The organism is Pedobacter frigiditerrae, assembly GCF_032678705.1.
Lineage (GTDB): Bacteria > Bacteroidota > Bacteroidia > Sphingobacteriales > Sphingobacteriaceae > Pedobacter > Pedobacter frigiditerrae_A.
The window spans coordinates 731,949-745,542 of sequence record NZ_JAVTSS010000001.1 but is presented as its reverse complement, the minus strand read 5'-3'; the positions used below and the strand labels follow the sequence as shown (position 1 = coordinate 745,542).

Genomic DNA, 13,594 nt, shown 5'->3' with positions numbered 1-13,594 from the left:
TTTAAGTTAGTTAAATTAATTAGAAGAGTTTAATTTCACTAGAGCATCTGCAATGCCGATTTTGGCAATTGCTTCGTATTTTTCGCTTACAGCTTGGGTAAAACAAGGCAATGAATTTAAATCTGTTTTCCAGAAATCTACATCGCTTAGCACAGCCGATGGATAATCTGAACTATCTGATGATAAGATATTGTTTAAATAACTTGCACTATCATCAGTAATTAAATAATCGATACCATTATAAGAACCATAATATTTACCATCTTTTTCGTTAGCTACTTTCATAAAAGTTAAGTAGGCTGCAAAGCCAAAGGCGATATTTTCTGGAACATTGTTGAACAATTTATAATGATTAAGCAACAATGGCAAAATGCGGATTTTCATTTTCATTGTATACTGAAAAGTGATATTAATCCACAAATGTTCGATTGAAGGATTGGCGAAACGGTCTTTAACAGTACCTGCAAATGCTGTAGTTTGCTCTTCTGTAACTTGGTAAGGAATAGCCGGACCAATTTCGTTTCTCATTAAAACCTCTATGTAAGTTTTAATTTGCTCATTTGTCATTGCTTTTTTAACAGTATCTATACCTGATAGAAATGCAATTCCTGAACTTAAAGTATGTGTTCCGTTTAATAAGCGAACTTTTAATTCTCTATAAATTTCTATGTCTTCAGCAATAACAACACCACTATCTACTTTAGCAAAAGATAATGCTTCTGCTACTTTAGCACCACCTTCGATTGCCCATAAACTATAAGGCTCGCTCATAGATAATAAATTATCTGTATAGCCCAGTTCATCTTGTAAGTTAGCTAAGGTTGCAGCATCAGGTTTACCCGGTACAATTCTATCAACCAATGAATTACAGAACTTATTTTCATTTTGTAACCATAAAATGAAATCATCCCCTAGATTATTAAATTTAGCTAACTCTAGTACTATTGAACCCAATTTTTTACCGTTATCTGGTATCAACTCTGTTGCAACGATAACTAAGCCACTATTTATCGCACCTAAAGCTTTAAATCTCTCGTGTAAAACAGCCAATACTTTAGCAGGAAAAGAAACAGGCGGATTCTGGTCAATACTTTCGTTTACTAACTGGATACCAACTTCGGTAGTATTTGAAACAATAATCGATAAGTCTTTTGATTTTGCAATTTCAAGAATGGCATTCCAGTCATCGTTAGCAGAAATTACCCTACTTATTGCTGATGAAATGATATTTTGAGAAACTGGTTGACCATTTTCTATACCTCTAACGCAAAGCGTATATAATGAATCTTGTTCATCAAATTCGGTTGTAGCGCCACTTGTTGATTTTACAACAGCAACTCTCCCGTTAAAAACACCTTGTTTATTTGCTTTATCTATAAAATAATCGGGTAAGCCACGTAGTAAAACTCCAGTTCCGAATTGCAATACTTTTTCTGGAAGTTCGAAAATATTTGCAGATGGCACAATCACATCTTCCTTAGTGATAAGGTTAAGATTTGCTTTAGATAGAATCATTATTGTATATCAAATTTCAAATTAAAATTTGCCGACGATAGAAATCAAAGCACATTGTCAGCTTTTGGTTATAGCAATTTTACGTATTTTTAGCTATTAAAAACCCTATTTGAAAGCAAATATTTGCGCAATCGTTCCCGAATTCAGTTCTCAATTTCCAGTTTACAATTGGCAGTTGCCGGACTTGAAAACTGAGAACTGTAAACTGTTTATTGATTATTTTTCTGCCATTTTGGATAATCTTTAAGAATTAGATTATTTGCCCATGTTCCGTACCATCCATATCCGTTTCTACGCTCGAAACTAATATCTGCTACGTTTGATTTAATTGAATTGTCTCTATCTCCAAAAATTGGCTTATTGGTTTGAAAATCATAAAATCTAGCCCAAATTGTAGACGTAGCATCTGGAATTAGCCCTGTATCTTTTCCATCAGGAAATTTAGCAAATTTAAAACCTACAATTTTTGAGGAATCGAACCAAGCCACTGCATTTGAAATGGCATTTTTTGTAGCTGGTGATGGATTTTTTAAGCGCATTAAAAACCTAACTATCCCTACAGATTCTGAAGTACTTAAAGAAGCAGGTTCAAAATTTCTAGCCTTAGCTGGTTTTAAAGTGTTTTGGTCGTATTGTGCTGCCCAAATAGTTAATTTCCCATTTTGGGTAATTTGAGTTTTTAAGATACAATCTAAACCTCTTTTTACAGCATCTTCAGCTTTAGCGATGTACGCTTTATTTACTACTTCAAAATCGTTTGTTTGGGCTGCAATGTTTAACATGATATTTAACACGTTAATCATCGCATCATCATTATAAGTAATTTCTGCTCTGTAGCTACTTTTATCAGGATAATATTGTGGCCAACCTCCATTTGCATATTGCGCTTTAAACAGATAATCTATACCTTTTTCTGCTGCGACTAAATAAGCTTTATTTTGAGTGGTTTTGTAAGCCTTAACTAATGCATTGATTTCTCTACTGGTTGCTTTATTATCAATAGTAGCATGCATATAGTCTGTAGCTTTAATTTTAGCTAATAATGCATCAGTTAATGGCAATTCATATTTAACTACAATACCTCCAACTAATTGCTTTGGCCAAGCTCCATTGCTCAATTGATAAACCAGCATCTTTTCTGCTAATTCGTCGGTTTTTTGAGCCGTTTGTGTGGCTTGTTGAGCAGATGCGCAAGAGTATAAGCTCAAGCAGATAAGCGTGTAAAATATCGTTTTAATTTTTTTCATCTTTTTGTTTATCGCTTTAAGATTGCTTCGTGCCTCGCAATGACGGTTATTTCTTAACTATTTAACCTGCTTTGTTAGCCAATTCACTAAATCATTAGCAGCTTTGAAATTGTCATAAGTAGCTGGTAATTTTCTTGCATCTACATATTCATTGTATAACCAAGGGTCGCCAATTACAAATACTGTTCCTTTTCCATATTTACTTACCGCAATTACATTGTCGCCGTCTATATCTTTTAAGATTGGTCTTGCATTACCAGAAAGCTTTAAACTACTGTATTCTTTAATGAAAAGGTCTTTAACATTTTTGAATATTTCGTTTCCTGCCGGAACAACGACTTTAGCTGTCTCAAAAACACCAGCAACTGGAACTTTACCTTTTGTTTCGCCATTAAAATGGAAGCCAAATTTATTAGCTAGCTTGTTAAAATGCTCTAATTCTACGTTTGGTCCATCGTTACCAAATAATACTAAAACACCACCTGCATTTACCCAATTGGCAATATTGGTAATGTCTTTTTCTTGAATATAGTTCGGTTTTGCAGCTTCTTTTTCACTATCAGGATCTACAATTATATAAATTGAAGTACCTTTTAGATTTTCTACAGTTGGTGCTTGATATAAAGTTTTGTTTTTAAATCCAGATCTTTCAAATATTTCTCCCAACAAAGAGAACCCATTATTATCACGAGCATCCCATTTGTAGTGCCAAATTTGATCGTTGCCACTTTGATCCTTTCTAACCTCGTTGTTAAAATACGAGTCGAGCATTACAGTTTTTCCTAAAGCAGGTTTTGGCAATGCAGCAATTTCCATTTCGTTAGCTGCACATAAAAATGCACCAACACCTTTTGCATCGTTAGTAATTACTTTTTCGCTCATGTAATAAGCATAACTTCCATCACGATATGGTTTTCCACCTAAGCCAGAAACAGCTACGGTTCCTTTAAGATTAACTTTATCAGTGCCTACTTTTTCTATAAATTCTTTTTGAATGCCTTTATAACCCTTATCCGCCACTGCGAAATAAGATTTTGGCAACCAACCCATTCTAACTGCTTTTGCATAGGTATAAACAAACATACTCGAAGCAGATGATTCGAAGTAATTACCCTTGCCTTGTGGTTTATCTAAAATATCGTACCATAAGCCAGATTTAGCATCCTGAACTTTTTGAGTTGCTACCGCAAAGCGATTTAAAATAGCTAACAATGCTGCACGTTTTGGGTGGTTTTGAGGGAAATTGTCTAATACATCAACCAACGCCATTCCGTACCATCCCATTGCTCTTGCCCAAAAATTAGGAGATTTACCAGTGGTTTTATCTGCCCATTTCTCGGTTTTGGACTCATCCCAACCATGGTACAATAAACCAGTTTTTGCATCTCTTGAGTTTTTCTCCATCCAAATAAATTGATTGGCGATATCATCAAAAGCTTTTTCATCTTTAATTAGCGCTGCATATTCAGCATAAAATGGCTCTCCCATATACAATCCATCTAACCACATTTGATTTGGATAGATTTTTTTATGCCAAAAACCGCCTTCTTTAGTTCTAGGTTGCTCTTTTAACTGATTCCATAATATGGTTGCCGCTTTAAAATATTTTGCCTGACCAGTTACTTTGTATAACGTTAATAAAGTACGTCCGTTTTTTACATTGTCTATATTATGGTCTTCTATTTTGTACATCTTAATGTCGCCATCTTTGGTAACATAGGCATCCATACAAGCTTGCATGTATTTAAAATATTCATTGTTAGCCGTTCTTTTCCAAACGCCATCAATGCCTTCTAAAATTACACCTTGATCATAAGACCATTTTACTGGTCTAAAATTATTAGAACTTGCATTAGCAGAATCTTTTGACAAAGCCAATACCTGATCGGCCATTTGTTGAGATAATGGTTTTACTTGGGCACCTACTTTAAAAGTTAAGCTTGTTAAGGCTACAAGTGCAAAATACTTTAGGGATCTGTTCATACTATTTATTAATCTGCAATGTTTTTTCATCAGCTCCAGCTAAAAATTCGGTTTTAGATTTTGCTTTTGTAGCATCTAAGCCAGAAGTTTTAATGGCACTATTTCTATCTCCTGTTATGCGGAAAAGCAATTGAGCTGCATTATAATTTATGTTTTTAAAGTTGATTGTATTTCCGTTTTGTATGTTAATTAATGGATTAGAATTGGCAACAATCAAATTCACATTATTTAAACTTACATTTTTTGCTTCTTGAATATCAACACCTTCATCTGCTTTTATGTTAAGATTATCTAGTGTGATGTTACTGATACTTAATTCCGGTAAACCTCTAATAAATACTGCTTTTGAAGCTCCATCACAAACTACATCCGTAATATGGAAATCTCTAAAAATAGGCGTTTCTTCGGTTACAGGCAATAACTCTACTTTTGGTGCATCTCTTTTTTCGCCTTTTAGGGGAACAGGATCTACCGCAGCATAATACATATCAAATAAGATAGCTTCGCCAACAATATCTTTCATATTGATGTTTTTAACAAAGATTTTCTCTACCACACCACCTCTACCTCGAGTTGTTTTAAAACGAAGACCAATATCCGTTCCAATGAATGAACAATCTGAAACGAAGATATTTTTTGCACCACCAGACATTTCACTGCCAATCACAAATCCACCATGTGCATGATAAACTGTGCTATTGCGAATAATTACATTTTCTGTTGGCATTCCACGTTTTCTACCTGCAGCATCACGACCAGATTTAATACAAATTCCATCATCACCTACATCAAAAGTGCTGCCTTCAATTAATACGTTTTTACAAGATTCTAAATCTATACCATCTCCATTTTGTGCGTACCACGGATTTTTAACGTACACATTTCTTACCGTTAAATCTTCACACATTAGTGGATGTAAATTCCATGCTGGCGAATTTTGAAAAGTAACCCCTTCTAACAAAATCTTCTTACATGAGGTAAAAACCAATAAGTTTGGTCTTAAAAAAGTTTTAATGCTATTATAAAACTCTGGCGTTTTATCTGGAGTAATTTCTCCAGGGTTTTTCATTTTTGAAGCTTTGAAAAATGCCTCAGAAGGATACCAGCTTTTTTTATCATCACTTAACACACCACCAGAAGCCACTAATTTAGACCATTGGCTTTCTGTGAGTTTATCTTTTTTTACCATTCGCCAAACCTCGCCTGCTCCATCTATAATCCCAAAACCTGTTATTGCAATATTGGTTTGGTTTGTAGACCATAAAGGTGATTGATTACGCATTTGAGGTAAGCCTTCCCAATTGCTAGCTACTAATGGGTATTGATTAAAATCTTTAGTGAACTGAATAATTGCATTTTTTTGCAAATGTAAATTCACGTTGCTTTTTAACTCGATTGGTCCAGTTAACCACATTCCTTTTGGAACAAGTACTACGCCCCCACCTTTTTTATTACAAGCTACAATTGCATCATTTATCGCCTTGCTATTTAAAGTAACACCATCGTTTTTAGCACCATACTTAATGATATTGAAAGTATCGGCCTTAAATGAAGTTTTTGCAATTACCGGAAGATTACTAAAAGAATATGGCGCTTTTTGCTTATTTGATTGCGCAAAAGCTGTTAATGAACTAATAAAGAGTGTTGCAGTGAATATAGTTGATACTATTTTTCTCATTCGGGTGTACAGTTTATATTGGTAATAAATTTAGTTATGAGTTTTCGGTTGCGACTTCGAATTACATCTCTACACTTCTCTAAAAACACATATCTAACGACAAGTCTACATAGTTTATCGCATTAATGGAACAAAAAACTATGCAATCGTTATCAGTTAGCAAATTTCAGCATTAAGTATTGTAAGCCTAAGCCCACAACGGTTGATATTATTTCTCTATTCTAAAAAAATCAAAATCTGCATAACCCGCGTCATTTGTTTGTTGTTCTCTAACGCAAAAAAGTCCTACTTTAGCGCCTATCCATTTTCCTGGCTCAGCCTGAAATACATCATTTACATTGGTATATTTATCTCCAGTTAAACTATAACTGAATTGGCATTTAGCACCATCACTTACAGTTACAGCTAGATAAATTGTTGAGGTAGTTAATTTAACAATCACTTCTTCCTTCTCTGCCTTCCCTTTATCTGCCGTTTTACAAGTTGTATAAACTAAGTAATTACCATCTTTTTTGCTCTTAACGGCGATGTTGGCATAACTTAAACCAGCTACAATTAAACCAGCTTTTTCATTTTCTAATTTTGTATTTGGTGTAAAAGTTAGTTTGGTAACCGTTGTAAATTTCTCTGTCGGAAATTTCTGCAACAAGATATTTGGCACATCCCAATAGTTTTTAGCGCTATCTGGCATTTTTGCAGAATACAACCTTAACATTCCTTTGGTTGGATTTAAAAATGACCAAGTAGCTGATGGATTTGCTTGCCATTGCCATTGTAAACCTAAATTCGTTCCATTAAACTCATCGCTTTCTGCAGGGGTTGCAATAGCTACTGGTTTTGCAATTGCAGGTTTTTTATAAACCAAAACTGGCTCACCAATTCCATCACCATCTGAATCTGTTCCAATTACTGGCCAATTATTAACCCATTTCATTGGTTGCAAATGAACTACTCTACCGTAAGCATTCTTATCTTGAAAGTGCAAGAACCAATCTTCGCCCGATGGCGTATTAACCCAAGCACCTTGATGTGGGCCATTTATTGGAGATTTACCCTGATCCATTGCAACTTTACGCTCATAAGGACCATACACATTTTTCGATCTTAAAATAGTTTGCCATCCTGTTGAAACACCGCCACCAGGAGCAAAAATATAATAGTACCCGTTTCTTTTATAGAATTTTGGCCCTTCTATTGTTGGGTCTAACTCGTGACCATCATAAACTAATTTACCTTCATCTAGCACTTTATCACCTGCTGCATTCATTTTTTTAACAACGATGATACTTTTAATTCCAGCTCGGCTACCTGCATAAGCGTGAGCCAAATAAACTTTACCATCTTCATCCCAAAGTGGACAAGGATCAATTAAACCTTTTCCTCCTTCTACTAAAATTGGCTCAGACCAAGGACCAGCAGGATTTTTTGCTTTTGTTAAATAGATACCAAAATCTGGGTCTGGATAATAAATATAAAATTCGCCGTTATGAAAACGAATGGCTGGTGCCCAAACTCCGTTTCCGTGTTGTGTTTTAGAGAAATGGTCAAAAGGTGGTTGTCTTTTTAAGGCATGGCCGATGATTGTCCAATTTACCAAATCTTTTGAATGAAGGATTGGTAAACCAGGAATGGCATCAAAACTAGAAGCTGTTAAATAAAAATCATCTCCAACCCTAACTACATCTGGATCTGAATAATCAGCATCAATAACTGGATTTTTATATTTTCCATTACCTAAATCTGATACCCAAACTTTAGAAATATCTTTTTGGGCAAAGGCTGAAACGGAAAGGAGCGTGAACAATGTAAGAATTGATAATTTCATAATATGAATTTGTGTTTACTCGTTTAGCATTGTCCCAAACCAACAACGGTAAACGCAAGACGATTGATTACTCTTTAGGGTTCCAACCATTTAGAATCATATCTAATGTGTATTCTTTTACAGTTGTTTCATCTAATTGATGCGACCAAGGCACACGAGATTTCGGATTTGCACCGGACCCAGTACTTTTATACTCTGCATAAAATGCTGTTTTTTCGTTGCTTTCTTTGCCCCAGTTATTCCAGCCTTCAGCTTTAATCATTTTGCCTAAATTACAATTGATAAAAACGGCTTTTGCAAAAGGCCGCCAAGGTCTACCTAAGAAAAAAGAGTTATCTGACGCATCACCAGTAACTTTGCTATTGATAAAAACATAGCCGTATTTTGATGTATCTGGAGAGGAAGATGCGGTTACATAGCCTCCTTTTTTGCAGAAAATTTCACATTCTTCGAACACAGCGGTGGATGAACCAAAAATAAAGTCGACAGTTCCTTCTATATAACATTTGTAATAATATTGTCGACTGCCATGACCATACGTATATAAGGTATCTTGAAAACCCAACATTCTGCAATTTGTAAATTTGGCTTTATCGCCAGCTACAAATAAAGCAACCGCCTGGCCAACTGGCCCTGCTGTATTTTGGAATGTAATATTCTCGGCAGAAAATCCATCGCCATAAACATAAAAGCTAGCTGAGCCAGATGTTCCCTTTTCTTCTCCAAAAGAATTTTTTCGTTGAGCCCAATCATCATAGGTCAGAATCGTTTTCTCAACACTTTCCCCAATCATTTTAACCAATTTCTTTGAAGCCGAAAGATTTAATTTTTCCTTATAGGTACCATTTTTAATGAAAATTGTTGTTGGCGTTTTTCTAAAATCTGGAACAGCATTAATTGCTTCTTGAACAGTTTTAAAATTCCCAGTTCCATCGGCAGCTACTGTAAAATCGTATGGAGATTTAAGATGTGAGATGTTAGAGGGGAGACTCGATGCATTGACATCAATGCCATTCAACAATAAAACAATTGAACAATAAAACAATAACTTTTTCATCTTATTTTTTCAAATATTTAGCCAATTTGGTTTTTGTTTCCTTAACTCCCTCAGCCACTAAATCAGCAAAAGCCTTTGCACCTTCCACATTTAAATGAGTATTATCTTTCACTCCCTTTGGATAATTAACATGACCAGAATCTAAGTGAAGGAATAATTTTTTAGATGGCTCATCACCTAAAGCCTTAACCAATTTTTCTGTTTTGCTTTGCATATCAATTAGTGGAATGTGTAATGAATCTGCTAATTCCCTAACCACTTCAGGGTAACCTTTATGCGTATCGGTTAAAACACCATTTATAAAATTTCGACGAACAATTGGTGTCAATAAAATTGGATTTGCTTTTTTAGCTTGGGTTTCTTGAATATATTTTATCAGATTAACTTTAAATTCTTCTAAAGAAGTTCCAACTTTTGGATTTTCAATCTTCTCATCATTATGACCGAACTCAATCATCACAAAATCGCCTTCTTTTAATGTGGTTAATATATTTTCCCACCTTTTTTCATTGATGAAAGATTTAGTGCTTCTTCCATTTAAGGCTCTATTATCAACCTTAACTTCTGTATTAAAGAATGGTTGTAATTCCATTCCCCATCCAGTTTCTGGAAATTTATTCGCTGCTTTATTGGCGGCTGTAGAATCGCCGATAATATAAAGTGTAATGGGATCTCTTTTTATGAAGGTAAATGACATCAGGATAATTCCTAGTCCGATCAAAAGGTTTTTATACATGCTATAATTGGTTTTTTTTAAAAAGTCAAATTAGTTTTTGAGTTTTAGAAAAGCAAATTACTCAACTTTCAGACCATTTATGATAATTAATTGTGCAAACGTTGCCGACCGATACCACAAAAAAAGGGAACAGAATTCTCTGCCCCCTTTATAGTAAACCAAATTTAAATTTTTATCTCCATCGTGGATCGCCTACTCCATTTGTTTTAAGCGTATTCTCACTAATGGTAAAATTACCTGTAGCAACCGATGTAAAACCAGGATTTAAAGAAGTTGAAGTTCCTGTATCATATTTAGCATTAGCTGTAGCACTGCCAGCTAAATACGTTGGTGCATTAAAATAGTTATTGCCTGTAAAATTAGCTGCTACAATAATGGTTGATGCTTGATTTGTTAAGATACCACCAGAATTTGCTACTATATTTTTAGAAAAGAAAATTTGATGATTTGCTAAACGAACGTACAATAATCTATTTGCTGCACCATTACACATTCCGTTTAAAGTATTTGTAGAGATGGTAATAACTGATGTTATGGTAGGGAAGTTAGTTGAACCAGCAGGATCCATTCTAAAAAAATCTCTTGCTAAAGCTGAGTTATAAACTGTATTGTTGGTAAAACTAACAGTTTTAGCTATACCAGCTCTAAAATCAATAAAGTCTCCTCCATTACATTCAATATTGCTAATGATATTACCTTTATATGTAACCGATTCTATAAGAGCCGCAACATTCACATACATTAAACCTTTTACATAATTTTTAATTACACAATTCTCAACGTTTAGGTTGCCATAAGCAGTAGTTAAAGCTTCATCATAAATAATTGCCTGATTACCATTTAAAGCTCCAGTACCATCAATATCTAAATCTTTTAAAGACAAACCAGCATTAGCTTTTAACCTAATGATCATACCTTTAATAATTGGCTTATCAGTTGGCTTAGCTCCTTTTATTGATATTGATTTAGTTGCAGTTATGTCTGCGTTGATATTGTATGTACCAGGGAACAATGCAAATACATCACCTGCATTTGCATTAGCAATTAGAGTGGCCAAGTTATCTGTTGGATAAACCGCAATTGCACCGCCTAAATCAAGCAAAGTTGTGAAGGTAATTGTGCCTCTAACCTTAGTTCCATTAAGTAGTTTTGCTGTATATAGCGTTTCTCCTGTTAAACCTGTCACTATTGCCTCACCTGCTGCTATTTCTGCTGCAGTAACCGTACGTGTAATATTACCAGGTGATAAAGTAATTGTAGTGGCTGTTTGACCAGCAGGCCAGTTTAAAGCCACTGAATTTGCTGTTAACTTAGCTGCATTTATTGCTGAGAAAATCTGTTCAGGATCAGTCTTAGCAGAAGCAGTTACCCATTTAGAATCATCTGTTCCTTCGCCTACACCTTTAACTCTTATCGAATATTGTGTATCACCTGATAGGCCAGTAACTGTATATGGCACTTGTGTAAATGTGATATTTGGTATTGTTTTAACAGCTGTTCCTGAAAAATCTGCATTTTCAAACACTTCAACTGTATAAGTTTTGGCGTTATTTACAGCTTTCCAAGTTAATAGGACATTTGTTTTATTAACTACACTAGCAGTTAAACCAGTTGGTGAAAATGTTCTATCAACATTTAATGTAGTAATTTCTTCCATCATATCATCTTTACAACCTGAAAAACCTATTAAAGTCATCAGGAAAAAAATGCTGATATATATATTATTCTTTTTCATACCCTTGAGTTTATAAGTTTAAAGGTTTATTATTTAGCATTCCATTAGAAGCGTCTAAGAAAACTTGCCAAATAGGCCAATATTGTTGCAAATTTGGTTGTTTTACAAACAAAGCATCCCAATATTTAATTGGGTCTGTAGTTGGTCCAAGAGTCCAAGCTTTATTAGCCGTATAACCACCAGCAGCGCCAATAGCATCTGTATCGCCAAAGTTTAAACCATAAATTTCAACAGTTTCTCCATTTGCTAGGGTTTTATAATAAATCTTAGCAGGAAGATTAGCATATTTTCCTGTTCTGGCTTCTAACTGTTGTAATTTCAATTTAGCATCAGCTAATTTAGAATCTAACAAGTTCCAACGTATTAAATCTGCTTTTCTTAGCATTTCTCCAGTAAACTCTAACGCTCTTTCATTTACAACAGCATCAAAAAATGCTGCTTTAGAAGCTGTTGCCGTACTCATAAACGAAGTGACCTTTGCAGGTGCGGTTGGGTAGGCCCTATCGCGAATCATTTTTAAATATGGAGCTGCTGCAGCTGGACCGTCGATATCATTAACCGCTTCAGCAGCCATTAAAACTACATCAGCATAACGCATGTACATCCAGTTTAAACCATCATCATTTGTAGATGTTACTCTGCGTTTCATCCACTCATAACGATATTTACCAAAATATAAAGCACTTAATGAAGATGGAACTTGAGCTGCACCTTTAGTACCATCACCACCATCCCATCCGTAAGGAACAATGCTCACATCTCTACGTACATCCTCTTTTTCATACTCATATAACATGATTGGATTAGGACCATTTGTACCGCCTTTGTTTTGTCCAGTATATTGATCTGTTTTTGCGTGTCTAACACCTAAATCAAAAATAACCCTACCTCTACCTTCACTAAACGGAATTTCCCACATCGATTCTAATCCAGCAGCACCTGTTTCTTCATTTAACTTTCTGAAGATTTCCTCATAACCAAGCAATCTTAATTTACCACTAGCGATAATTTCTAAGCACTCTTTTTTAGCAATGGCATACATTTTATCACGAGATAATTCTGGATCGGCACTTAGTTTCACAGTTCCATCTAAACGTTGCGCATAACCACCAGCTGCTAAAGCTAAGCGGGCTCTCAATCCTTTTGCAAATGCTTTATTTACTTTTTCAACACTGTTAGTGCTTGCATTTTCATTTGGCCAAGGCAAATAACCTGCAGCTTCATTTAAATCGGCCAATAATTGTTTGTAAATAACATCTCTATCGCTTCTAGGCAAATAACTAGTTTCTGTTGTTACTGGCTCAAACCTAGCTGGAACATCGCCCCAACCTTTAATTAAATCGTTATAAACAACAGCTCTTAAAGTTAATATTTGCCCTAAGATTTGTGCCATTTGTGGGTTACTTTCTATTTTTCCGTAAGTCCTAATTCCTCTTATGGCTAAGTTCGCTCTCTCAATACCCTCGTAAAATTTAGCGTAAGCATTATCCAAAGTATTCATTTGGCTATTATTTACATTGGTATTATTGTTACTTAATCTTGCTTTATCATCACCTGTTGCCTTTAATGAATTATATACTTCAGTGTCATTATTAACTCCATAATAAACCAAAAAGCGACCGCGATATGAGTTGGTTTCTCCAAACGATTGTAAAACCCCTGCAATTGCCCCTTCAGCTAAACCTGGTGTTGAAAAAATAACCGATTCGTCCAATGTAGATTTTGCTGGTGCATCCAAAGCATTTTTACAACTACTTATCGCTGCAAATCCTGCAAAAACAAATAGTATATATATTATCTTTTTCATATTCTTTTATT

The 13,594-nt window shown here is 34.8% G+C and carries 9 protein-coding genes; all 9 read right to left on the bottom strand.

Annotated elements, in window-relative coordinates; genetic code table 11:
• Window positions 1-15: 15 nt before the first annotated feature.
• Window positions 16-1,515, bottom strand: coding sequence for a tagaturonate reductase (locus tag R2Q59_RS03175; RefSeq protein ID WP_316783607.1), 1,500 nt, complete (start codon window positions 1,513-1,515; stop codon window positions 16-18).
• 209 nt (window positions 1,516-1,724) lie between these two features.
• Entirely contained in the window at window positions 1,725-2,762 is a 1,038-nt protein-coding gene (gene pelA, locus R2Q59_RS03170) for a pectate lyase (protein WP_316783605.1), read from the bottom strand.
• Window positions 2,763-2,819: 57 nt separating this feature from the next.
• Complete coding sequence (locus R2Q59_RS03165) at window positions 2,820-4,745, bottom strand: glycoside hydrolase family 88 protein (RefSeq protein ID WP_316783603.1); 1,926 nt, start codon at window positions 4,743-4,745, stop codon at window positions 2,820-2,822.
• A 1-nt stretch (window position 4,746) separates the two neighbouring features.
• Window positions 4,747-6,423 (bottom strand): glycoside hydrolase family 28 protein, encoded by a 1,677-nt coding sequence (locus R2Q59_RS03160; protein WP_316783601.1) that lies wholly within the window; start codon window positions 6,421-6,423, stop codon window positions 4,747-4,749.
• A gap of 208 nt (window positions 6,424-6,631) precedes the next feature.
• The gene (locus R2Q59_RS03155; protein WP_316783599.1) at window positions 6,632-8,248 is read right to left on the bottom strand and encodes a glycoside hydrolase 43 family protein; all 1,617 of its coding nucleotides are present in this window, start codon (window positions 8,246-8,248) and stop codon (window positions 6,632-6,634) included.
• Window positions 8,249-8,315: 67 nt separating this feature from the next.
• Complete coding sequence (locus tag R2Q59_RS03150; RefSeq protein ID WP_316783597.1) at window positions 8,316-9,305, bottom strand: pectinesterase family protein; 990 nt, start codon at window positions 9,303-9,305, stop codon at window positions 8,316-8,318.
• Window position 9,306: 1 nt separating this feature from the next.
• The gene (locus tag R2Q59_RS03145; protein ID WP_316783595.1) at window positions 9,307-10,041 is read right to left on the bottom strand and encodes a rhamnogalacturonan acetylesterase; all 735 of its coding nucleotides are present in this window, start codon (window positions 10,039-10,041) and stop codon (window positions 9,307-9,309) included.
• A 172-nt stretch (window positions 10,042-10,213) separates the two neighbouring features.
• Window positions 10,214-11,776 (bottom strand): DUF4957 domain-containing protein, encoded by a 1,563-nt coding sequence (locus tag R2Q59_RS03140; protein ID WP_316783593.1) that lies wholly within the window; start codon window positions 11,774-11,776, stop codon window positions 10,214-10,216.
• Between the two features lie 10 nt (window positions 11,777-11,786).
• On the bottom strand, window positions 11,787-13,583 hold the full coding sequence (locus R2Q59_RS03135; protein WP_316765608.1) for a RagB/SusD family nutrient uptake outer membrane protein: 1,797 nt from the start codon (window positions 13,581-13,583) through the stop codon (window positions 11,787-11,789).
• Window positions 13,584-13,594 lie beyond the last annotated feature (11 nt).